Below are 24,687 nucleotides of genomic sequence, written 5' to 3' on the forward strand. Positions count from 1 at the left end.
AAAATTTAAAGGAAGTATTATTATGAATAATAATAATTTTAATCGTTTTATTATACTTGATACTGAAACAACTGGGATGTCATTTTCTGGAGCTGTACATAAAAATCATCGTATTATTGAGATTGGTGCAATAGAAATGGTCGACAGAGAAATGACTCATAGGAATTTTCATGTTTACTTAAATCCAGAACGTAATGTAGATTTAGAAGCTTTTAAAGTACATGGTATTTCTGATAAATTTCTATCGAAAAAAAAAAGTTTAAAGAAATTGCAGAAGATTTTTTAAATTTTATAAAATATTCAAATTTAATTGTACATAATGCTTCTTTTGATATTTCGTTTTTAGAAAAAGAATTAACTTTAATAAAATATCCTATCAAATCTTTGACAACAATTTGTAATATTATAGATACTTTAAGTATAGCACGAAAATTATTTCCAGGTAAAAAAAATAATTTAGATGCTCTTTGTAAACGTTATAATATACCTATATCACATCGCGCTTTTCACAGTGCTATTATCGATGCAATTTTATTACAAAAAGTATATATTAAAATGACTAGTAAACAGAAAAAAATTAGTTTTTCTATAGTCAATAATAACAATATATTACCAACTATTTCGAATACAAAAAAAATAGTACATAGTTCTTTAAAGATACAAAAAGCTTCATCTCAAGAATTGTTGGCACATAAACAATATTTAAAAAATATGTTATTAAAATATAAAAAATGTATATGGTATCAATAAAAAAATTAAAATTTTTTAAAATTTTAATTGACTAAATGTATAAAAAATATATAATCAAATAACTAAAAAAATATTTTTTAGGTGCGGTAGTTCAGTTGGTTAGAATATCGGCCTGTCACGCCGGAGGTCGCGGGTTCAAGTCCCGTCCGCACCGAAAATTATTAAATTAAATAAAATATTGTAATAGTATTTTTTTTTAAAAAATTGCAATTTTTTTCATACTCTCCATATATGTTTCAACTTGTTATTTTTTAATATGTATTAAAAAATAACTACTAATATTATCAACCATTTTTTCAAAAAAAAAAAAAAATCTTAATATCATTTTATATATATATGTGGTTTTTTTCCATAATCTTTTTTATATTTGTGAATTTTTATGTTAAAAAAATATATTGTTACTTGGGATATGTTACAACTTTATACATTAAAGTTGGCTAAAAAAATTATTCGTATCAGACAATGGGAGGGTATTGTTGCAATTAGTAGAGGAGGATTAATTCCTGCTGCTCTATTAGCTAGAGAATTAGGTGTGCGTTTTGTAGATACAATTTGCATTTCAAGTTATGAACATAATTGTAAAGGTAATATAAAAATAATTAAGAAAACCAAAGATTATGGAAAAAATATAATTATAGTTGACGATTTAATTGATACAGGAAGTACTGCAAAAATTGTTAAAAGTTTATACCCTCATTCTTATTTTGTTGTAGTTTTTGCTAAACCAAAAGGAAAATTGTTAATAGACAATTATGTAATTAGTGTTGATCAAAATATTTGGATTGAACCACCTTGGGATATGGGTCTAAAATATAGATTACCTTTAATACAATTATTATAAAATGCTTGAAATATTTATATAAATTTTAAATTTAATATAAAATGTTAATATCATTTTCTATTTTTATATATACAATCATAAATATGATAAAAATTTTTATTTTTTTTAAATTATTTTTTTATAAAAATTAATTATATATATTAATAACATTATAATTTAAATTATATAATAAAAAAATTATAATTGTATTATTATAAACGTTAAAAATTAATATTGATTTAATATTTAAAATAGGATTTTTAAGATGAGTATTAAAAAAAAAAATTATGAGAATAATATGTATTATGATGTTTTTCAGAAAAAAAAAAATGAATTAAATGATAATAATATGATAAAGTTAAAAAAAAAGATATTAGATTATCAAAAACAAATAATCAATTTAAAAGAAATAGAAAAGAAACGTATTAATAAAATATTAGAAAGAGAAAATATACTTTTACAAAGTACTTATAAATATTCTTTAGAAAAAATTATAATATCTTTGTTAACAACTATTGATAGTTTAGAACAAGCAATTTCTTTAACCAAAAAAAATTTTGATAATGATCAATCTATTATTTCAGAAATGAATGTAATTTTAAAAGAAATACATAATATATTACATGAATATCATGTGAATATCATTAATGAATCAAATGTTATATTTAATCCTTCTATACATCAAGCTATGTTAATGCAACATTCTGATGAGATTCCTGAAAATCATATTATTATGGTTGTTCAAAAAGGTTATATATTACATGATCGGTTATTAAGAGCTGCTTTAGTCATAGTTTCGTCTGGAAAATCATAATTACATATATATGTATAATTTATGTTATAAGTATGAGGATTACAAAAAATACATTATTTAATGTAATCCTCAAAATAGATGTATGTATTGATGAAGTATTTATATACAATATCCGTTTTTTAAATTTTAATAAAATATTACATTTATTTGATATAAATTTTTAATTTTCAATTTTATTATATAACATTCTTGAAAGAATGTTATTCTATATATTATATATTTAAATTTAAATAAACATATGAAAAAAAAAAAAAATATTATAGTGTGTCAAAATAGAAAAATAAATCATAATTTTTTTGTTGAAAAAACTTTTGAATCAGGTTTATTATTACAAGGATGGGAAATTAAATCAGTTAGAGCAAAAAAAGTTTCTATTCATAATAGTTATATCTCTTTTATTCAGGGAGAAGCTTATTTATTTGGAGCTAATTTTCAACCTGTACATACAATATTTTTACATAAAGAAAAATTTTTATCTAATAGAAATAGAAAGTTATTACTTCATAAAAAAGAATTAAATTACTTAAATGGTAAAATACATCAATTAGGTTATACCGTTCTTGCTTTATCAATATTATTTCGAGGGGCTTGGTGTAAATTAGTAATTGGTGTAGCAAAAGGAAAAAAAAATATCGATAAAAGAAAATATGAAAAAGAAAAAGAATGGAAATTAACACAATCAAAGTTGATGAAAAATAAAAATAAGTATAATATTAAATGAATAATATACATTCTAATAAAATAGATGAATATTGGATGAAGAATGCTATTAAATTAGCAATTTTAGCACAAAAAAAAGGAGAAGTACCTGTTGGAGCAATTTTAGTATGGAATAATTGTAATATAGGAGAAGGATTTAATTCATCTATTTTAAAACAAGATCCAACGGCACATGCAGAAATTATTGCATTAAGACAAGGAGCTAAAAAAAAAAAAATTATAGATTATTAAATTCTACATTATATGTAACTTTAGAACCATGTATGATGTGTTTAGGAGCTATTTTAATTAGTAGAATTTCTCGTTTAGTAATTGGAACATCTAATTATAAGAACTTTTTTTGTTTAAATGATAATGTAAATGATTTTTTAAAAAACAATAAAATTATAGTAAAAAAGAATGTTTTACAAAAAAAATGTACTAAAATATTAAAAAATTTTTTTCAACAACATAGAATGGACTAATTATTTTTCTAAAATTACTGATGCTATAGTGTATTTTTTTTCATCCGAAAATGTAATGTGTGTTTTTTTAATTTGTAAAATTTGTATTAAAAATTTTGTTTTTCCATAAAATTGTACATATGGTTTTCCAAAAATATCATTTTTTATTTCAATTTGTTTCCATGTAACACCATATTGCATACCTATCCCTAATGCTTTTGATATAGCTTCTTTACCAGAAAATTTTTTACATAAAAAATTTATAGGATTAAAGCTTTTTAAATAATCAGTCCATTCATAGTTAGATAAAATCTTTTTTGCAAATAAATTTCCATATATAGTAAATATTTTTTCTATTCTTTTTATAGATAAAATATCTATTCCAGTTCCGATAATTGTCATATAAATGTTTACTTAATTTAAATAATTTTTATAAATAAATGTACTGGTTTTTTTAAAAACTTTTGCATATCTTTTCTTGATTCTATACTACATTTTTTAATTTTATCTCCTTTTTTTCCTATAAAAATTTTTTTATGTCTTGGATTACTGGTTATTACAGAAGCTTTAATTATATAAGTTTGTGTATTTTTAATTATTTCATATTTATTAATTTTAATTTTAAAAGAATAAGGTAGCTCTTGATTTAAATTTAATATAAATTTTTCTCTAATAATTTCAGACAAATGAAAAATCATGGGATTATTATATTGAATATTATTATTAATAATAATATTATTTTTTTTACATTCATTTTGAAGAATTGTTTTCAATATTAAAATATCTTTTTTTTTTTTTGCAGAAATGGGTATAATTTTTTTAAAAATTTGAAATTTTAACATCATTTTTTCAAGGTATTTTAATATAAAATATTTTTTTTTAATTTTATCAATTTTATTTAAAATTAAAAATTTTTTTTTTTTATAATTTTTAATTAATGTATAAACAAATGCATCATTATAATCCCATTTAATATGTTCAGTTACTAGACAAATAATGTCTGCTGTATTTATTGCTTGATAAAAAAATCGTAAATATTTTTTATTTATTTCATTGATGCCAGGAGTATCTAAAAAATTAAAACAAATATTATTCACATTAGTATATGTAGGAATAATTTTTTGTGTTGTATGAGGTTTTGGTGTGACTATAGATATCTTTTGTAATGCAAGATGATTTAATATAGTAGATTTTCCTACATTAGGTTTTCCGATAATTGCTATTTTTTCTATATTTATTTTGTTCATTTTTCATACTAGTCCTAAATTTTTTAATGCTCTTTCTGCTGCATCCTGTTCAGCTTTTCGTCTACTGGTTCCAATTCCAATCGAAAATTCATCAATTCTGTTTATTTGACAATAAACAGTGAATATTTGGTTATGTGCTTCCCCATATATTTTTTCTATAAAATAATTAGGAAGAGGTAATTTTTTTGATTGTAAATATTCCTGTAGTTTTGTTTTTGGATCTTTTTGAGTATCTTGTGGATTTATTTTTTTTAATCTACTATCATACCATTTTAAAATTAGTGCTGAAACAGTTTCAATATTACTATCTAGAAAAATACTACCTATCAGAGCTTCAATAGTATTAGAAAGAATAGATTTTCTTAAAAATCCTCCACTTTTTAGTTCTCCAGGTCCTAAAAGTAAATATTCCCCTATATTAAATTCATGTGCTATTTTTGCTAAAGTATTGCCTTTTACTAAAGTAGCACGTATGCGACTCATTTCTCCTTCATTAACTTGAGGGAAAAATTGATATAAGAAATTAGCTATAACAAAGCTGAGTATTGCATCTCCTAAAAATTCTAATCGTTCATTATGAATGCTACTAGCACTTCGATGTGTTAGTGCTAATATTAAGAGTTTTTTACGAATAAATGTATATCCTAAAGTTTTTTGTAGTTTAGTGAGTTGAATACAATCCATATAGTACCATTTATTATAAATGTTATGTGTATTTTAAAATGTAAGTAATAATGAATGTAAATATAACACAAAATTATTTTAAAAAAAAATAATTAAAAAAATATTTTTTATTTTTTATTTTTTTTTTAAAATTTATTGAATAATCCCAATTCTATAAATATTTATTATTGTATACCATTTTTTTTTATTATCAATATTCATCCATATAAAAAAAGCATTTCCAATAATATTTTTTTCGGGAACGAATCCCCAATAGCGACTGTCAAAACTATTATCTCTATTATCTCCCATAACAAAATATTGTTTTTTTGGAATTACCCACACTCCTTTTTTCATACCATTTTGTGTAAAATAATTATTTATATCATCTTTTCTTTTTGTATATATAATAACGTGAATTGTTTTGTTTTGAAATTTTTCTTGATATTCAGTTTTGTTAGGATGTTTTACTATATTAAAAAAATTATTTTTTTTGTTTTGAAATTTATTTATTGATGTTACATGAAAATCAATTTTTCTAAAAATAATTTTTTTTTTAATTTGAAAAAATTTCAACATCTTATTATTTTTATGTAAATATTCTCTTTTTGTTTTTGTGATATTTATAACTTGAAATACATGAATTTTTTTTTTTTTATAATCATATATTACAATATCTCCTGGAGTACCAATAATTCTTTTAATATAATATATTTCTTTATAAATAGGATGTTTAAAAATAATTAATTGTCCTAAAGTTGGTGGTTTAACGTGAACCCATTTTTTTAAAAATTTGGAATTATTAATAGCATACAAAAATTTATTTGCAAAAATTAAGTCTCCTTTTATAAGAGTTGGCATCATTGAACTAGAAGGAATATAAAATGATTCGATAATATAAGAACGTATGATTAATACACAAAACAAGATTGGAAATATTGATCCGATTATTTGAAAATAATGTAAAACTTTTTTTAAAAAAAAATTTTTTTTTAATTTTTCTATTTTTTTTCTATTTTTTCTGTTGATATACAATTTAATAATTATTTCAAAAAACCAAAAGAAAAAAGTAACAGAGAATAGAAAAATTAATCCTAAAGATATAATTTTATTCATACAATTTTTTATTTATTTTTTAATCCATGTTTAAGATAGAAAAAAATGTTTCTTGTGGTATATGAATATTACCAATTTTTTTCATTCTTTTTTTTCCGATTTTTTGTTTTTTTAATAGTTTTTTTTTACGAGAAATGTCACCTCCATAACATTTAGAAAGAACATTTTTACGTAATTGTTTTATAGTGCTTCTAGCAATAATTTGATTTCCTATAGAAGCTTGAATGATTACATCAAATTGATGTCTAGGAATACTTTCTTTCATTTTTTCAATAAGTTTTCTAGATTGATATTGAACATTTTTTTTATGTATGATAATAGATAAAGCATCAACTTTTTCAGAATTAATTAAAATATCTAATTTTACTAAATTGGATATTTGAAATTTATGGAATTCATATTCTAGTGATGCATAACCACTGCTTACTGATTTTAATTCATCAAAAAAATTTAATATAATTTCAGACATCGGGATTTCATAAATTAAAGATACTTGTCGATTATAATATGTAATAGAAATTTGTTTGGATCTTTTTTTATTACATAAAACAATAATATTTCCAACATAATCAGGAGGAGATAAAATAATACATTTTGCAATTGGTTCTCTAATTTCTTTTATAATATTTAATTTTGGAAATTTATTTGGATTATCTATTTTAATAATTTGATTATTAGTTAGTAAAATTTCATATATTACTGAAGGTGCGGTAGATATTAAATTTAAATTATATTCTCTTTCTAACCTTGATTGAACAATTTCCATATGTAATAAACCTAAAAAACCACATCTAAAACCAAAACCTAATGCTGATGATTGTTCTATTTCATAAAACAAAGATGAATCATTTATACTTAACTTTTTAAGTGCTTCTTTAAATATAACATATTGATTTGCATCTGTAGGAAAAACTCCAGCATAAATTTGTGGTTTCACTTTTTTAAAACCTGGTAATGGATTTAAGGCTGGAAATTTTACTGAAGTAATAGTATCACCAACTATAATATTGTTAATTTTTTTAATTCCACAAATAATCCAACCTACTTCTCCACAAAATAAAGTTGTTTTAGATATTTTTTTTGGAGTAAAAATACCTATATCTTCAACAGTATATTTTTTGTTTGTATTCATAAATTGAATGGTCTCACCTTTTTTTAATTGACCATTTTTTATTCGAATTAAGGACACTACTCCCATATAATTATCAAACCAAGAATCAATAATGATTGCACGTAATGATTCTTCATTATTACCTCTTGGAGATGGAATGTTATATATAATACTTTCTAATAAATTTATAATTCCAACTCCTGTTTTACCAGAGCATTCTATAGCATCAATAGCATTAATTCCTATAATATCTTCAATTTCTTCTTTTACTTGTTTAGGATTTGCAGTTTTTAAATCAATTTTATTGATAACAGGAATGACTTCTAAACCAAGCTCTACTGCTGTATAGCAATTTGCTACTGTTTGTGCTTCAACACCTTGAGTTGCATCTACAATTAAAATAGCACCTTCACATGCATGTAATGAACGAGACACTTCGTAGGAAAAATTAACATGACCAGGAGTATCAATAAAATTAAGTTGGTATCGTTCTTTTTTTTGAGAAACGTAAAAAATAGTTACACTTTGTGCTTTTATAGTAATTCCTCGTTCTTTTTCTAAATCCATACTATCTAGTACTTGTTCTGACATTTCTCGTTCAGATAATCCACCACACATTTGAATTAAACGGTCAGATATTGTTGATTTTCCATGATCAATATGAGCAATTATAGAAAAATTTCTTATGTTTTTAATCATGATATACTTAATTTTTTATTGAGTTATTGTGGAAATAAATATAAAAAATATTATGTATTATTTTTTTAATAATAAAAAATTAGTTATTATATTAAATTTAAATATTTTTTATTTTTTTATGTGTTTTAAAAAAAATTATAGTAAAATATTATCAAAAATAAGACATTTTATCTACTTAAGTTTGATTTTCTAATTATTTTTATAGATTACAGTTCAATATATATTTAATATAATAAACAATTTTTTTCTATATATTTGTTATATAAAATATATTTTCTATTATTGATTTAATTTAATAAATTAAACTAATATAATTTTTATTATTAACTTAAAGGTATCATATGAAAAAAAAAGTTATTGTTGCTATGTCAGGAGGTGTTGATTCATCTGTTTCTGCTTGGTTATTACAAAAAAGATATCATGTAGAAGGTGTATTTATGAAAAATTGGGAAGAAGAAGATTCTCAAAACTATTGTCATTCAAAAAAAGATTTACAAGATGCTCAATTAGTATGTCAGACTTTAAATATACCATTACATGTAGTGAATTTTTCTATTGAATATTGGGAAAAAGTATTTCAAGTTTTTTTATCGGAAATGAAAAAAGGTAATACTCCTAATCCTGACATTTTATGTAATCAAGAAATTAAATTTAAATTATTTTTGAAATTTGCCTGTATTAATTTAAATGCTCATTTCATAGCTACAGGACATTATGCTCAAATAAAAATAATAAATAATTATTATACTTTATTACGCGGAATAGATAAAAAAAAAGATCAAAGTTATTTTTTATATACTTTATCTTCTCAACAATTAAAAAAAATACTATTCCCTATAGGACATTTAAAAAAAAAAAAAGTACGCGAAATTGCATCACATTTAAAACTGATTGTAGCAAATAAAAAAGATTCTACCGGAATTTGTTTTATTCAACCTAAAAAATTTAATTTTTTTTTAAAAAAATTTTTAAAAAATAACAATGGAGATATTTATTCTGTTTCAGGAGAAAAATTAGGAACACATAAAGGTTTGTTTTATTATACAATAGGACAAAGAAAAGGTTTAAATATTGGAGGAAAAAAAAATAAAGAAAATATTCCATGGTATGTTATTAAAAAAAATATTCAAAATAATGTTCTGATTGTTGATCAAGGTAATAATAATATTTTTTTATTTTCCATTGGTTTAATTGCTCATTCTGTAAATTGGATTAATAAAAATCATATTATTAAATCAAAAGATTATTGTTATTTTGTAAAGACAAGATATTTACAAAAAGATATTTTAAGTAAAATAATTCCAATTGGATATAATTCGGTAAAAGTACTATTTTCTACATTAGTTTGCGCAATAACTCCAGGACAATCAGTTGTATTTTATCAAGATAACATTTGTTTAGGAGGAGGAATCATTAGTGCTCAATTAACATATTCTTAATAAATTTAATATATTTTTATAAAAAAATATTATTTTTTATATTTTGTATATTTTATTATATTATAAAAAATATTCATAATGTTTGTATTATATAAATAATATTTAATTTTAAAATAGAAAATTATATACGATTTTTTTTTATTTTTAAATAATATATTTTATATAAAATTGAATATTTTTTATTTTAAACACATTTTTTTTTGAATTTTTAATAATTTTCCAATTAAAATTTATACTTTTTTTTATGATTTAATATAAATTAAAATATAATTTATAAAAAGAAATGAAAAATATTTATTATTGTTATAAAAAATAATTTATAAATATATTTCAACAATATTTTTTAAGGAGAAAATAATATTTTAAAATAACTGTAATAGGAAAAAATAATGCTTAATTTTGAATTCAATACTATCTCTCCTTTAGATGGTAGATATTATAAAGATACATTTATTTTACGTGATATATTTAGTGAATATGCGTTGATAAAAAATCGTATTAAAATAGAAATTAATTGGTTTATTAAATTATCTCATTCTTCAAAAATAAAAAATTTACCTCAATTTTCTCAAGATACATATCTTTTTATTCAAAATATTTACAATAATTTTAATAAAGATGAAGCTATAATTATAAAAAAGATTGAACAAAAAACACAACATGATATTAAAGCAGTAGAATATTATATTAAATCAAAATTTATTTTGAATGACCAACTTAAACCTTTTATAGAATTTGTTCATTTTGGATGTACTTCGGATGATATTAATAATTTATCTTATGCTTTAATGTTAAAAAAAGCTAAAAATAAGATACTTATTCCTTTATGGAAAAAAGTTATTTTATGTTTTAAAAAATTATCTTTAAAATATAAAAATATAACTATATTATCAAGAACTCATGGACAACCTGCTACACCTAGTACGATTGGAAAAGAATTTTGTAATTTTTATTATCGTTTAAAAAGAAAATTAAAAATTTTTAATACAATAAAAATTTTAGGTAAATTTAATGGTTCTACAGGTAATTATAATGCTCTTTTTTTAGCTTATCCTAATATTCAATGGAGAAATTTTAATAAAGATTTTGTAGAATCATTTGGAATTACATGGAATCCTTGTACTACTCAAATTGAACCACATGACTATATTACAGAATATTTATTTTGTTTAACTTCTTTTAATTCTATTTTAATAGATTTTAATAGAGATATATGGGGTTATATTTCTATGAAATATTTTTTCCAAAATAAAACTTCTGAAGAAGTGGGTTCTTCTATTATGCCTCATAAAATTAATCCTATTCATTTTGAAAATTCTGAAGGAAATTTAGGTATTTCCAATGCATTAAATAATTATATGTCTATACAGTTACCACTTTCTCGTTGGCAAAGAGATTTAACAGATTCTACTTTATTACGAAATATAGGTGTAACTATTGGACATTCATTAATTGGTTATAATTCTTTATTAAAAGGTATTCATCGCATTGATGTTTCAGAAAAAGTAATTTATAAAGATTTATCTGAAAATTGGGAAATATTATGTGAAGCAATACAAACTATAATGAGAAAACATGGTATTCATAATGCTTATGAACAATTAAAAAAATTATCTGATCAAAAACAAATAAATCAAATAATTATAAAGAAATTTATTGATACTTTAAATATTCCTCAAACAGAAAAAGATAAATTATATTTTATAACACCTCACAATTATTCTGGTTTAGCCAGTGAAATCGTAGATAATGTATAATTTTTTAATAAATTTACTAATTTATTATATAAGTACATTTATATTGATATTTATCATGTATTTTAATAATTTTTATCTTCAAAATTACATGTTTCTTTTATTTTTTCATTCTAATTTATTTTGATTAATAATAAATTTTTTATTTAATACAAAAAAAAATATTTTAAGATTAAAAAATCTTTTATATAAAATACTTACAATATATTTTTTTAAAAAAAAGTGTATAGATATTATATATTATAAAAAAATAAGTGAAATGTATGTTAAAATTAATTATAATAGTTAAAACAATTATTTCAATATATAAAACTTTTTTTACAAAAAAATTAAATTCATAAGAAACCATTTATATAATGTAATATAATTAAAAATATAAATATTTGAGTCATAAAAAAATGTTAATTATGATAAACTTATAGTTTATTGTTAATAAATAAAAAATTATAATATTTTTTATGTTTTTTAGTTATTTTTTTGAAAAAAATATTTTTTAAGATTTTTTTTATAAATATGTAAAAAATATTTTTACTTAAAATAAATTATATGTAAATACTTTTTTAAAAAAATAGTATTTACATACATAATAAAAATTATTATACACAAATAAAAAAATGAATATATTATGTTATCAAAAAAGAAAATATTGATTACTGGAATTACAAATAAAAATTCTATTGCTTTTGGTATTGCAACATCTATGTATCAAAATAAAGCTCAATTAGCATTTAGTTATCAAAATGAAAAAATAAAAAATAGAATGATTAATTTTGCAAAAAAATTTCAATCTAATATTGTTATACAATGTGATTTTAAAAAAAAAAAAAATATTGTAAATTTATTTAAACAATTGAAAAATTATTGGAAAAATTTTGATGGTTTTGTTCATTCTGTTGCTTTTACAGATGATTTATCATTACAAAAAGATTATTTAGCGTCTTTAACAAAAAAAAACTTTTTATATACTCATAATATCACTTCTTATACTTTTTCTGCTTTGGCTAAATATAGTCAACATATGTTAAATAGTAATTCCTCATTATTAACTTTATCTTTTTTAGGATCACAACGTGTGATCCCATATTATAATGTAATGGGCGTTGCTAAAGCTTCTTTAGAAGCTAACATTCGTTATATGGCATATTCTTTAGGTACAAAACAAATACGAGTAAATGGTATATCTGCTCCACCTATAAAAACAATTGCATCTAAATCAATTAAACATTTTTACAAAATTTTTCAAAATTATAATGATAATAAACCTTTAAAACGTACTGTTAGTATTTATGATATTGGAAATGTTGCTTCGTTTTTATGTTCTGATTTATCCAGTAGTATCTCTGGTCAAATAATTTATACAGATAGTGGATATAATATTATTTAATATTTTCAATATTTTTATTATTTTATAATTTTTATGTTGATTTTTTGATTTTTTTTTAATAAAAAAAAATTTCTTTCTTTTAAATAAAGAACAATATATAATTTTTTTTATTTCATTTATTTTTTACATTTTGAACTTTATTATTTCTTTTTATTTTAGGATAAATCATGATTTTTCATAATCACATTATATTAAAAAAATTAAAAAAAGCTTTTGAAAATAACAAAAAGAAAGTTGAAGGAATTGTAAAAGGAACAAAAAAGGGATTTGGTTTTTTAGAAAGTGATAGTCAAAAAAAGTATTTTATTCCTCCAATATATATGAAAAAAGTCATGCATGGAGATCGAATTATTGCAGTGATTGAAGAAAATAATGAACGTTGTATAGCTAAACCTATAAAATTAATTAAACCTTTTTTAAATACCTTTGTAGGACAAATTATTATCGAAAATAAAAAGATGTATATTATTCCAGAACATCATATATTAAGAAAAACAATTATTTATACTAATGATACAATAAAAAATTCTCCTCTTAATCATCAGGATTGGGTAATGGCTCAATTAGTACACCATAAATTAAATGGAAATGTTAATTTTTATGCAGATATTAAAGAATTTATTTCACATGATAAAAATATGTTAAAACCTTGGTTAATTATTTTGTCAAAATATAACATTAGTAAATTACCTCCTATGGTAGAAATCAAAAAATATACAAAAATAGAAAAATCTGAAAGAGTTGATTTAACTCATCTACATTTTATCACTATTGATAATAGTAGTACCAAAGATATTGATGATGCAATTTTTATAAAAAAAAATGATTTAAATCAATTTATATTATATATTGCAATATCCGATCCTACTGCATATATTCCATATTCTAGCAAATTAGATTCATTTGCATCTCAAAGAGGTTTTACAAATTATTTTCCAAATTTTAATATACCTATGTTACCAAGAGAATTATCAGAAGATATATATTCTTTAAAAGAATCCGAAAAAAGAGCAGTATTAGTGTGTAAAATATTAATTGAAAAAAATGGATCGATTGTAAAAAATAGTATCAATTTTTTTTTAGCGTGGATTATTTCTAAATCTCAATTATCTTATGAATATGTTGATAAATGGATTAAACAAAAAGAGCAGACATGGAAGCCAAAAAATACCCAAATTGAAAAACAAATTCGTACACTCTTTCATTTATGTAATATAAGAATGACATGGAGAAAAAATAATTGTATCTTATTCAAAGATAAAATTGATTATCAATTTCATTTTGATGAAAATAATAATATTACGCATATTTCTATAGAGAAACGAAATATAGCACATCATATGATTGAAGAAGCTATGATTTTAGCTAATTATGCTGCTGCAATTTTTTTAAAAAAAAATATTAATAAAGGAATTTTTAATATTCATTCTGGTTTTGATTTAAAAAATATAAAAAAAATAAATAATTTTTTATTAAAAAATGGTTGGAATAATAAATTAAAAAATAAATTAGTATTAAAAGAGTTTTGTGAAATTATTCGATTTATATATAATTTATCTGATAATTATGTACTTTCTCGATTAAGAAAACTTCAATCTTTTGGAGGACTTAGTTATCATGCATATCCTCATTTTGCCTTAGGATTGAATATGTATGCTACTTGGACTTCTCCTATTAGGAAATATACTGATATGATTAATCATCGTTTAATTAAATTAGTATTATTAAATCAAAATAATGATTTTTTAATATTAAATCGTAAACTCCTTACAAGAATTACTGAAATTAAAAAAAGAAATCGAATTGCTGAAAAAGAAATACAAGAATGGTTATATTTTATTTATTTAAATAAAAATAATTATCTTAATAAAAAACTAAAAGGAGAAATTGTTGATGTAAAAAACAATGGTATAAAAGTACAATTGATAAAAATAGGTGCTATTGTTTTTGTTCCATCTTGTTTTTTATATAATGTTAAAAATAATTTTTTTTGTAATAAAGAAGAAGGGATTATATATATAAATGGACAACCTATATATAGAATTACTGATTTAGTAAAAGTCAAAATAATAGAAATGAATAATGCAACTAGAAATATTATTGCAGAATTATGTTATTGAAGATGATTCAAGTTTAATATTTTTTTTAAAATATTCAATTATTTAAATAAAAATAAATAATATTTTTGTTAAATTTTTATTTTTATAAAAAACATCTCATTGATTTATATTATAAATATATATGAAAATATTAATTGAAATGTTATATATACAAATATAAATTTTTTTTACCTTGTATTTATTTTAAGCTTTCAGTAATTTTTTTATTATACTAAAAAATTATATTATTGTATTTTTACTCAATATTTTGAAATTGCTTATTTTCATTTTAATTTAAGTTAGGGGTAAATATGCATTTCATTTTTTCAAATTTTTTTCTGTATATAAATTTGTTTTTTAGTTTATTTGCTTTGATTAATCCTATTGGTATGGTTCCAATTTTTACTGCTATGACTTATAGTCAATCAAAATTAGAAAGAAAAAAGATTAATTATATTGCTAATATAAGTGTTTTTTTTATATTATCTATGTCTTTATTTTTAGGGGATATAGTACTGAATTTCTTTGGTATTTCTATGAGCGCCTTTCAGATTTCAGGAGGTATACTAGTAGCTAGTATAGCATTTTCAATGATTAATGGGACTTTAACAAAAAAAAATAATTTAAAAAAACAAAAGATAATTACAGAAAATATTGGTGTTGTTCCTTTAGCCATGCCTTTAATTGCAGGTCCTGGATCTATTAGTGCTACAATAATGTGGGGATCACAACATTCTGGAATTATACACACATTTTTAGGAATAATGATTATTGGTGTATTTACTTTTTTTTGTTGGATATTATTTCAGACAGCTGATACAGTTTTAAACGTATTGGGAACATCAGGAATTAATATTATTACACGTATAATGGGTTTATTATTAATGGCTTTAGGAATTGAATTAATCCTACAAGGTATTATATCTTTTTTGTCTATTTTTATATAATTTTTTTTTGAAAAATATAGTATTTTTTAATAATTTATTTATTTTTTAAAAAAATTTTAATATTAAGTTTAATAAAAAATATGAAAGTAAAAAAAAAAAATAATGATTGTTTAAAAAAAATTTTTGTTAGGAAATTAGGTATACAAAAATGGGAATATATTTATAGAAACATGAATTTTTTTACTGAAATAAGAAATGCAAATACTGTTGATGAAATATGGTTGGTAGAACACTATCCAATATTTACTATTGGTCAAACTGAATACATTAATCAAAAAAAAAACATCAATTGTTATAATAACATTCCTGTTATGCCAAGTAATCGTGGTGGAAAAATTACTTATCATGGACCTGGACAACAAATCGTTTATTTTTTAATTAATTTGAAACGTATGAATTTAAATATACGTAATTTTATTAATTTGATTGAAACGATAGTGATCAATACTTTGAATTTTTTTTCTATTCAAAGTATTTCTAGTACTATTCATCCAGGTATTTATATTAAAAAAAAAAAAATTTGTTCATTTGGTTTAAGAATTAAAAAAAATTGTACATTACACGGTTTAAGTTTAAATGTTAAAATGGATTTAAGACCATTCAATAATATTGAACCTTGTGGTTTAAAAAATATTAAAATGACTCAAATATCAGATTTTTTTAGTGATATAACTATTCAAAATGTTCAAAACGTTTTAATTAGTGAATTATCTAAATTAATTGATAGAAAAATAGTTCTTTTGAATCACTGGAATTATAAATAAATTTAAAAAAATATTGGTTAGGTTATGCGTTATAAATTAATTTGTATTGATTATGTTTATAGTAAAATATAACTATGTATATATAGGAATGTATAATTTATATGAATAATAAAGATTGTATCGTTCGTCAACAAAATAATTTAGCTTTTAAAAAAAAAATAAAAAAACCAAAATGGATTAAAGTTAAAATTATAACAGATGATTATAAAATTAATTATATGAAATCTATTTTAAGAAAAAATAATTTGCATTCAGTATGTGAAGAAGCTCAATGTCCTAATTTGCAGGAATGTTTTAATAATGGCACCGTAACTTTTATGATTTTAGGAGCTATATGTACCAGAAAATGTCCATTTTGTGCTGTTCTTAAAGGTCGACCTTTACCTCCTGATGAAAATGAACCACAAAAATTAACAAAAATGATTAATAAATTAAAGATTAAACATATAGTTTTAACATCTGTTACAAGAGATGATTTAAAAGATGGTGGTGCACAACATTTTGTCAAAGTAATAAAAAAAATTAGAGAATTAAAAAAAAATATTATTGTTGAAATATTAGTTCCTGATTTTAAACATTGTTCTGAATTAGCTCTTTCTTTATTGTCTACTTTTACTCCTGATATTTTTAATCATAATTTAGAAAGTGTTCCAAGATTATATAAAATTGTTCGTCCTGGTGCAAATTATACTCGTTCATTAAATCTTTTAAAAAATTTTAAACAAAAAAATCCAAAAATATTAACTAAATCTGGAATTATGCTAGGACTTGGTGAAACAAAAGAAGAAATTATTGATGTAATAAAAGATTTATCTATTCATAAAGTAGATATGTTAACGATAGGACAATATTTACAACCGAGTGATATGCATCTTCCAGTAATTCGTTATTTAACTCCATCTGAATTTTTAAATATTAAAAAAATTGCACTTTCTTTTGGTTTTCTTAACGTTTTTTGTAGTCCTTTTGCACGTTCTTCATATCATGCAGATCAGCAATGTTCAATACAATAATTTTTTATAAGATTAAATATTTTAATTTTTAAAAAAATAATTTAATTTATGTATAAATAAAAATATTATTTGTATTATTTTATCAAGAATTTTTTAACAATTTTTCATTGTATATTATTTTTAGTTATAAAATTATTATATATTTTGTCATAAAAACATTATTAATTTTAATCAATATATATTAATTTTATTAATATGAAATATTATATATATTTGATATTTACATTTTTTAAAAATTTTTTATATAAAAAAATTTTGTATATAAACTTTTTTACAAAGGTATATTAATTTGAAAAAAATTGATCAAGCTGTTTTACCTACTAAATGGGGAAACTTTAACATTATTGGATTTCAAGAAAAAAACAAAAATAAAAATCATGTTGCTTTAGTATATGGAAATATTGATAATAATCAACCGATATTAGTACGTATACATTCAGAGTGCCTTACTGGAGATGCTTTTTTTAGTTTAAGATGTGATTGTGGTTTACAATTACAACAATCATTTAAAAAAATTACAGAAGAAGGACAAGGAATTTTAATATATCATCGTCAAGAAGGTAGAAATATAGGTTTATTAAATAAAATTCGTGCGTATGCTTTACAAGATAAAGGATTAGATACAGTAGAAGCTAATCATGTTCTAGGTTTTTCTGCAGATGAAAGAAATTTTTTTTCATGTGCAGAAATATTAAAAATTTTAAACGTAAAAACAATAAAGTTATTAACTAATAATCCTTTTAAAATAAAAAATTTATCTAAATTAGGAATAAAAGTTGTAGAAAGAATTTCATTAATTGTAACACGTAATGAAAAAAATGATAATTATTTAAAAACTAAAGCAATGAAAATGGGGCATTTATTTTAAATTCATAAATATTTTAAAAAAAATTATAATTGTAAAAAATTATATATTTTCTACAATTATTGATTTTTTAGTATTTAATTCATCTGTATTTTGCTACAGTTTGTACACATTGCGTAAGTAGTAAAATCTTGGTCTTTAAATATGATATTACTAAGTATATGAATATCCTCATAGTGATTAACAATTATATTTGAAATTTTTGAAAAAATCATAATTACATCAGGTGGTAATAATTTTTTTATTATATATACTACATTTTTATGTAATGTTGTTGTTAAATTTTGCCATGCATCTGCTGCATCTTGATTTGAAACAATTATTTCAAAATCTTTGATTTTTGCAATTTCTGCAGCTTTATTGATTGCATCATCAAAATCTCCAATTTTATCTATAAGACCTATTGATTGTGCTTGTTTTCCATTCCATATTTTACCTTGTGAGATATTATCAATGTATTTCTCTGTTTTATGTCTAGATTCAGCAACAATTTTAATAAATTGTTCATAATTCAAATCTAGATTTAATTGCATAAAATTTTTTAAAAAAGGAGAAAGAGGAGAATAAGGTGAAAAATTTAACATTTCTGATGTTGATAAATTTTCTTGAAAAATTCCTATTGCATTTAAAGATTTTTGTAAATTATGTAATATAGAAAAAATACCGATAGAACCTGTAATAGTATGATTATTTGCAAAAATAAAATCTCCAGCTGAAGCAATCCAATATCCTCCTGAAGCAGCGATATCACCCATTGATATCACAATTGGTTTCCCATTTTTTTTTGCTTGTATCATTTCTTGTCTAATAATTTCAGAAGAATCTACTTCTCCTCCAGGAGAATTTAATCTTATAACTATTGCTTTAACATCTGGATTATTTCCTGCATCATGTATTTTAGTTGCAATAGAAGATGTATCTATGGCATCATATGTATAACCATCTCCATATAAAAGTCCATTAATTGAAATTACTGCAATTTTATTTTTTTTACTTTCAAAATCTTCTATTTGATAATCATAAATACTTGTATTACAGTATGTTTGATTTTCTTTATCAAATCCAAAAATTTTTTCAAATTTTTTATTTATTTGTTGTTCGTTTAATATTTCATCTACTAAATGATGTTTTTTTGAAAATTTAGCCATGTCTCCTTGTAATTCTCTATAATCACGTAGATAAACATCATATTTTGGAAAAATAACGTCGACTGATGTATGTCTATTTTTCGCAACGTTATTAAGATAATAAAACCACATATCATGTAACCATTGACTTTTATTTTTTTTGCTATCAGGAGACATATTATTTCTTAAATATGGTTCTACAGCTGATTTATATTTTCCAATTCTAAAAACAATTGATTGAATTTTTACTCGATCTAATAACTTTTTAAAAAAAGTCTCTTGCAAATGCAATCCTTTCAAAAAAATTTGACCTTCTGGTGTTAAAAAAATTTTATCAGCTATACTATCTAAATAATATTGATTTTGACTAACATTAGTTTCGATACTATATATTTTTTTATTATGTGTTTTAAATTCTTTTAATGCTTTAGCAATATAATCTAATGCTGAAAAATTACAACCGGAAAATTCTTGTAAATCTAAAATCATTCCGGTAATTTTTGGATCTACAGCAGCTTGTCTAATTTTTGCAACTATTTCATAAACTGAATTACCTTCTATAAAATTTTTATTTTTTTCATTTGATGATGTTTCAATATTATCTGGAGCATAATGACTTACAACGTCATCAAAAAGATATCCACTAATATTAAGTTTTAATGCACCTTTTATAGGTGGTTTATATTCTTGTATTGTTTCATTAAAGTTATTATATGTGAAAAAAAAATTAAAAATTGCAAAAATCACAAATAATAAAAATAAATTTAATAATAATGTTCTTAGGAATGTTAAAGATTGAAACATCCATTTAATAATATTTCCTGTCCATTGAAGCAGATTTTTCACTGTTCCTCCAATTTTAAAAAAATTATTTTTATATTGATATGTACTGTTATTTATATTAATATTTTTATATTTCTTATATAAAGAAATAATTTATATAAATATTATTAAAATATATTTATATAAAAATTTAAAAAATAAGAATTTAATGTATTTTGTAATATAAATAATAGTATTTTTTACTAAATAAATTATAATAATTTATATAATACTCATTAAAGGTAGTATTCGAGGTGTGCCAACATCATTGATAGCAACATATATAAATGTTGCTTCAGTAGATTTATAATATTTTCCTAATGGCATTGAAGTGACTTTTTTAATCCAAATTTCTATTTTAATAGTAATAGAAGTTGTCCCTATTTTTATTATTTTTGCATGGCATGTTACTAAATCTCCTATTGATATCGATTGAAAAAAAGTCATAGATTTAACATGTACTGTTGTTACTTTTCCTCCTGATATTTCTTTAGATAAAATAGCTCCCCCCATATCCATTTGAGACATAATCCACCCACCAAAAATATTTCCGTTTGCATTAGCGTTGGCAGGCATCGCTAATGTTTTAAGTACAATATCTCCATGAGGTAAATAATTTTTTTTTTTATATTGTTGTTTTTTTTTCATATTTTCTATATTTTTAAATATTGTATGTATAAAAAATTAGATATAATAAAACAATTATTAATATTTTTTATTTAATTCTTTTTTTTTTAAAAAATATATTGTTTATAAAAAAAAATAAAAATTTATATATTGAAAATTAAATTGAAAAATAATAAAAATTATTTTTAATATCTTTGTGTTATCACTATTTTACCACATACTAATTTTGATTAGTTAATCAAAAAAAATTCATTTAATTTTTTTATAAAATAATAGTTGAAATATAATTAAAATTATAAAAATTGTATCATTGTAAAATATATATATTATCAAAATACATGGTAATAATTATATATTGATAAATTTCATATGAAAATATTAGTAATATTTCAAATTACAATATATATTAAAATAATAATAAATTAAAAATGTATAAATAACATTAAAAAAATAGTAAAACTGTATTTTTATATTAAATAATATTATATTTTATTATAAAGAATATTAATAAATTAATTTTAATAAATACATTAAATGGAAATTATTTTTTTAAAATTCAAAAAAATTTATTTTTTATGTATTAACATATACATTCGACATAAATAAACAAGTAAAAATGAAGTACAAAGATTATTAATAATGTGCAATGTACAGTTATTAAATTTAATATTAGAAATATTAAAATTAGAACATATTGCAATAAGTAATATTTTAAATAAGAAACATACAATTATAGGTAATATAATATATAGAAAATATTTTTTTGATATATCGCTACTTAGTTTTAAACATTCTATTATTTTTTTGTTATCTAATAGTAATATAATTGGTGCTATAGAAAAACGAATAGATAATAAAATACCTGGAATAATTAATATCATATAACCAATTTGAATACATATATTTGTTAATGTGATTAAAGTAATAGTAGTCGGAAATTTTTTTATTACTTGAATCATTAATTGAAAAATTTTATTTTCTTGTTGCTCTATAACATTTTTTGTAAAACACATTACAGTATTTAATAAAAAAGTTGATTCTATCAAAGTTATTAACCAATTTGATAAAGTTAGTTGAATAAATAACTTTTTTTGTAAAACATTAGACTCCTGTATAAATTCACTAAATGAAAAACGAGTATGTATATGATTGATATAAAAATTTTGCAATTGTGACGTATTCATACTACATATTGATTCTAATCCAATTCCAAATATAGATGTTATCACAGAAATTAAAAGAAGCATGAAAAAAGTATTAGAAATAAAATTACGAGAATCACGATATAACTGTTGTGCAGTGAAACGCATATTTTTTCCTTGTCAATCGGATGGTTTTAAAAAAATACAAAATAATTTTTTTATGTAACAGTAACATTATTACAGTTTTTATACTATAAAAATTTATGTGTATTTATTTGTTTTTTTAAATTTTATTGATTTATTAATGTAGCACTTTTAAAACTACATATTAGATTTTTAATATTTTTCATCATGACATAATGATTATGTATATTTTTTTCTATTATTTCTATTATTACTGATCCACATATTACTCCATTTATTCCAGTTTGTAGTGCTTTTTTTATTTGTATTACATCTGAAATCCCAAAACCTTGTAATAAAGGTGTATTCGTTAATAATTGACATGCGTCAACAATGTTTTGTATAGGTATAGGTGCTTTATTTTTAGTACCTGTCACTCCTGAACGAGATAATAAATATATAAAGCTAGAACTTTGGTTACATATTTTTTTAATAGTCAAATCATCTGCATTAGGGGGGCATACAAAAATTATATCTATTCCATTTTTTTTAGCATAATAATAAAATTTTTTTGATTCTTCAATTGGAACATCAGCTATTAATACTGAGTCAATTTCACTTTGTGCACACTGATAAAAAAAGTAATTAATTTCTTGTCCTAATATAATATTAGCATATGTTAACACTCCAATTGGTATATCTATATATTTTTTTCTTATTTTTTTTATAAACGAAAAACATTTATTTATATTAATATTTTGAGAAAATGATCTTAAATTAGCTTTTTGTATTGTAGGGCCATCTGCTAATGGATCAGAAAAGGGAAAACCTAATTCTAAAGCATTTGCTCCATGTATAATTAATGTATCGATAATATCTAAAGAAGTATTAAAACAAGGATCTCCAATAACTATAAAAGGTACTAAACAACCTTCTTTTTTTTTTTTCAATTGTTTAAATAATATGTTATAACGTTGCATGTACTTTTCTTTCCTGTTTTTTTAAAAAGTTATTTACAGTATTTAAATCTTTATCTCCTCTTCCGGATAAATTTACTATAATAATTTGTTTTTTTTTAGGATCTTTTTTCATTATTTTTATTGCTTGAGCTAATGCATGAGATGATTCTAAAGCAGGTATAATTCCTTCTTTTTTACATAATTCTTGAAAAGCAAATATGGCTTCATGATCATTTATAGTGACATATTTTGCTCTTTTTGTATCTTGTAACCATGCATGTTCTGGACCAACTGAAGGAAAATCTAATCCAGCTGAAATTGACCATGATTCTTTAATTTGACCATCTTGAGATTGTAATATTTTTGATTTCATTCCAAAAAAAATACCTGTCTTACCATCTTTTAATGGAGCTCCATGTTTTCCAGATTGAATACCTTTTCCTCCTGGTTCTACTCCTATTAATTGAACTTGACTATTGTTTAAAAAATTATAAAAGATACCTATAGCATTTGAACCTCCTCCTACACAAGCGATGATTAAGTCAGGTAATTTTCCTGTATTTTTTATGATTTGTTTTTTAGTTTCTTCACCAATAATTTTTTGAAATTCTCTGACTATTGTTGGATAAGGATGTGGTCCGGCTGCTGTTCCTAACATATAATGTGCTGTTTTATAATTTTTAGACCAATCTCGTATAGCTTCATTACATGCATCTTTTAAAGTATGAGAACCAGAACATACAGGAATAACAGTAGCACCCATTAATTGCATTCTTAATACATTTAATTTTTGCCGAATAATGTCTTTTTCTCCCATATATATACGACATTTTAAACCTAATAAAGAACAAGCTATTGCAGTAGCTACACCATGTTGACCAGCCCCTGTTTCTGCTATAATTTCTTTTTTTTTCATTCTTAATGCTAATAAAGCTTGACCTAATACTTGATTAGTTTTATGAGCTCCTCCATGAAGTAAATCTTCTCTTTTTAAATATATTTTTGTGTTAGTTCCTTGAGTAATGTTTTTACATAATGTTAATGGAGTAGGTCTTCCAGCATAATTTTTTAATAAATTTAACAGTTTTTTTTTAAAAAAAATATCTTTTGTTGCTATTATAAATTCTTTTTCTAATTCATTTAAAGCAGGCACAAGAATTTGAGGAACAAACATTCCACCAAATTTTCCAAAGTATGGTTTTAATAATTTCATAATTTTATTTTTTTAATTATAATAAT

General features: G+C 21.2%; 21 protein-coding genes, 1 tRNA gene and 2 pseudogenes. 14 read left to right on the forward strand and 10 right to left on the reverse strand.

Annotated features, from left to right (window positions below; translation table 11 throughout):
- The first annotated feature begins 76 nt into the window (after positions 1-76).
- The 6 genes and pseudogenes from dnaQ to tadA all read left to right on the forward strand — a co-directional run bounded on the left by dnaQ (position 77) and on the right by tadA (position 3,568).
- Positions 77-750, forward strand: a pseudogene (gene dnaQ / locus D9V80_RS00960) (DNA polymerase III subunit epsilon).
- An 80-nt stretch (positions 751-830) separates the two neighbouring features.
- Positions 831-904, forward strand: a tRNA-Asp gene (locus D9V80_RS00965).
- Positions 905-1,129: 225 nt separating this feature from the next.
- A complete protein-coding gene (gene gpt, locus D9V80_RS00970; protein WP_158353342.1) occupies positions 1,130-1,591 on the forward strand; it encodes a xanthine phosphoribosyltransferase in 462 nt (153 codons plus the stop codon).
- A 244-nt stretch (positions 1,592-1,835) separates the two neighbouring features.
- A complete protein-coding gene (locus tag D9V80_RS00975) occupies positions 1,836-2,384 on the forward strand; it encodes a nucleotide exchange factor GrpE (RefSeq protein ID WP_158353344.1) in 549 nt (182 codons plus the stop codon).
- Between the two features lie 238 nt (positions 2,385-2,622).
- On the forward strand, positions 2,623-3,105 hold the full coding sequence (smpB, locus tag D9V80_RS00980; protein WP_158353346.1) for an SsrA-binding protein SmpB: 483 nt from the start codon (positions 2,623-2,625) through the stop codon (positions 3,103-3,105).
- Positions 3,102-3,568 (forward strand): annotated as a pseudogene (tadA, locus tag D9V80_RS00985) (tRNA adenosine(34) deaminase TadA). The gene smpB and the pseudogene tadA overlap by 4 nt, the downstream one beginning before the upstream one ends.
- Here tadA and acpS read toward each other — a convergent pair.
- The 5 genes from acpS to lepA form a co-directional block, all read right to left on the reverse strand.
- Positions 3,569-3,949 (reverse strand): holo-ACP synthase, encoded by a 381-nt coding sequence (acpS, locus tag D9V80_RS00990; protein WP_158353348.1) that lies wholly within the window; start codon positions 3,947-3,949, stop codon positions 3,569-3,571.
- Positions 3,950-3,966: 17 nt separating this feature from the next.
- Entirely contained in the window at positions 3,967-4,794 is an 828-nt protein-coding gene (gene era, locus D9V80_RS00995; protein WP_158353350.1) for a GTPase Era, read from the reverse strand.
- 3 nt (positions 4,795-4,797) lie between these two features.
- Positions 4,798-5,478, reverse strand: coding sequence for a ribonuclease III (gene rnc / locus D9V80_RS01000; protein ID WP_158353352.1), 681 nt, complete (start codon positions 5,476-5,478; stop codon positions 4,798-4,800).
- Between the two features lie 132 nt (positions 5,479-5,610).
- Positions 5,611-6,573, reverse strand: a complete 963-nt coding sequence (lepB, locus tag D9V80_RS01005; RefSeq protein ID WP_158353354.1) for a signal peptidase I — start codon at positions 6,571-6,573, stop codon at positions 5,611-5,613.
- A gap of 19 nt (positions 6,574-6,592) precedes the next feature.
- Complete coding sequence (gene lepA / locus D9V80_RS01010) at positions 6,593-8,380, reverse strand: translation elongation factor 4 (RefSeq protein WP_187306509.1); 1,788 nt, start codon at positions 8,378-8,380, stop codon at positions 6,593-6,595.
- Positions 8,381-8,724: 344 nt separating this feature from the next.
- On the opposite strand from lepA, the gene mnmA reads away from it, so the two are divergent.
- The 8 genes from mnmA to ribA all read left to right on the forward strand — a co-directional run bounded on the left by mnmA (position 8,725) and on the right by ribA (position 18,651).
- On the forward strand, positions 8,725-9,822 hold the full coding sequence (gene mnmA / locus D9V80_RS01015; RefSeq protein WP_158353358.1) for a tRNA 2-thiouridine(34) synthase MnmA: 1,098 nt from the start codon (positions 8,725-8,727) through the stop codon (positions 9,820-9,822).
- Positions 9,823-10,211: 389 nt separating this feature from the next.
- Positions 10,212-11,579, forward strand: a complete 1,368-nt coding sequence (gene purB / locus D9V80_RS01020; protein WP_158353360.1) for an adenylosuccinate lyase — start codon at positions 10,212-10,214, stop codon at positions 11,577-11,579.
- Positions 11,580-12,201: 622 nt separating this feature from the next.
- On the forward strand, positions 12,202-12,960 hold the full coding sequence (locus tag D9V80_RS01025) for an enoyl-ACP reductase (RefSeq protein ID WP_158353362.1): 759 nt from the start codon (positions 12,202-12,204) through the stop codon (positions 12,958-12,960).
- Positions 12,961-13,127: 167 nt separating this feature from the next.
- On the forward strand, positions 13,128-15,080 hold the full coding sequence (locus D9V80_RS01030) for an exoribonuclease II (RefSeq protein WP_158353364.1): 1,953 nt from the start codon (positions 13,128-13,130) through the stop codon (positions 15,078-15,080).
- Between the two features lie 290 nt (positions 15,081-15,370).
- A complete protein-coding gene (locus tag D9V80_RS01035) occupies positions 15,371-16,006 on the forward strand; it encodes a YchE family NAAT transporter (RefSeq protein WP_158353366.1) in 636 nt (211 codons plus the stop codon).
- Between the two features lie 80 nt (positions 16,007-16,086).
- Complete coding sequence (gene lipB / locus D9V80_RS01040) at positions 16,087-16,770, forward strand: lipoyl(octanoyl) transferase LipB (RefSeq protein WP_158353369.1); 684 nt, start codon at positions 16,087-16,089, stop codon at positions 16,768-16,770.
- 101 nt (positions 16,771-16,871) lie between these two features.
- Complete coding sequence (lipA, locus tag D9V80_RS01045; protein WP_158353371.1) at positions 16,872-17,783, forward strand: lipoyl synthase; 912 nt, start codon at positions 16,872-16,874, stop codon at positions 17,781-17,783.
- 283 nt (positions 17,784-18,066) lie between these two features.
- Positions 18,067-18,651 (forward strand): GTP cyclohydrolase II, encoded by a 585-nt coding sequence (gene ribA / locus D9V80_RS01050; protein ID WP_158353373.1) that lies wholly within the window; start codon positions 18,067-18,069, stop codon positions 18,649-18,651.
- A 74-nt stretch (positions 18,652-18,725) separates the two neighbouring features.
- Here ribA and sppA read toward each other — a convergent pair whose 3' ends face one another.
- The 5 genes from sppA to trpB all read right to left on the reverse strand — a co-directional run bounded on the left by sppA (position 18,726) and on the right by trpB (position 24,661).
- Complete coding sequence (sppA, locus tag D9V80_RS01055; RefSeq protein WP_158353375.1) at positions 18,726-20,621, reverse strand: signal peptide peptidase SppA; 1,896 nt, start codon at positions 20,619-20,621, stop codon at positions 18,726-18,728.
- A 198-nt stretch (positions 20,622-20,819) separates the two neighbouring features.
- The gene (gene yciA / locus D9V80_RS01060) at positions 20,820-21,245 is read right to left on the reverse strand and encodes an acyl-CoA thioester hydrolase YciA (RefSeq protein WP_158353377.1); all 426 of its coding nucleotides are present in this window, start codon (positions 21,243-21,245) and stop codon (positions 20,820-20,822) included.
- 545 nt (positions 21,246-21,790) lie between these two features.
- Positions 21,791-22,534: a YciC family protein gene (locus tag D9V80_RS01065; RefSeq protein ID WP_158353379.1), complete on the reverse strand. Its 744-nt coding sequence runs from the start codon at positions 22,532-22,534 to the stop codon at positions 21,791-21,793.
- 122 nt (positions 22,535-22,656) lie between these two features.
- Entirely contained in the window at positions 22,657-23,469 is an 813-nt protein-coding gene (trpA, locus tag D9V80_RS01070) for a tryptophan synthase subunit alpha (protein WP_158353382.1), read from the reverse strand.
- Complete coding sequence (gene trpB, locus D9V80_RS01075) at positions 23,456-24,661, reverse strand: tryptophan synthase subunit beta (RefSeq protein ID WP_158353384.1); 1,206 nt, start codon at positions 24,659-24,661, stop codon at positions 23,456-23,458. Before trpB ends, trpA begins: the two co-directional genes overlap by 14 nt.
- Positions 24,662-24,687 lie beyond the last annotated feature (26 nt).

The organism is Buchnera aphidicola (Thelaxes californica), from assembly GCF_005080825.1.
Taxonomy (GTDB): domain Bacteria; phylum Pseudomonadota; class Gammaproteobacteria; order Enterobacterales; family Enterobacteriaceae; genus Buchnera_I; species Buchnera_I aphidicola_V.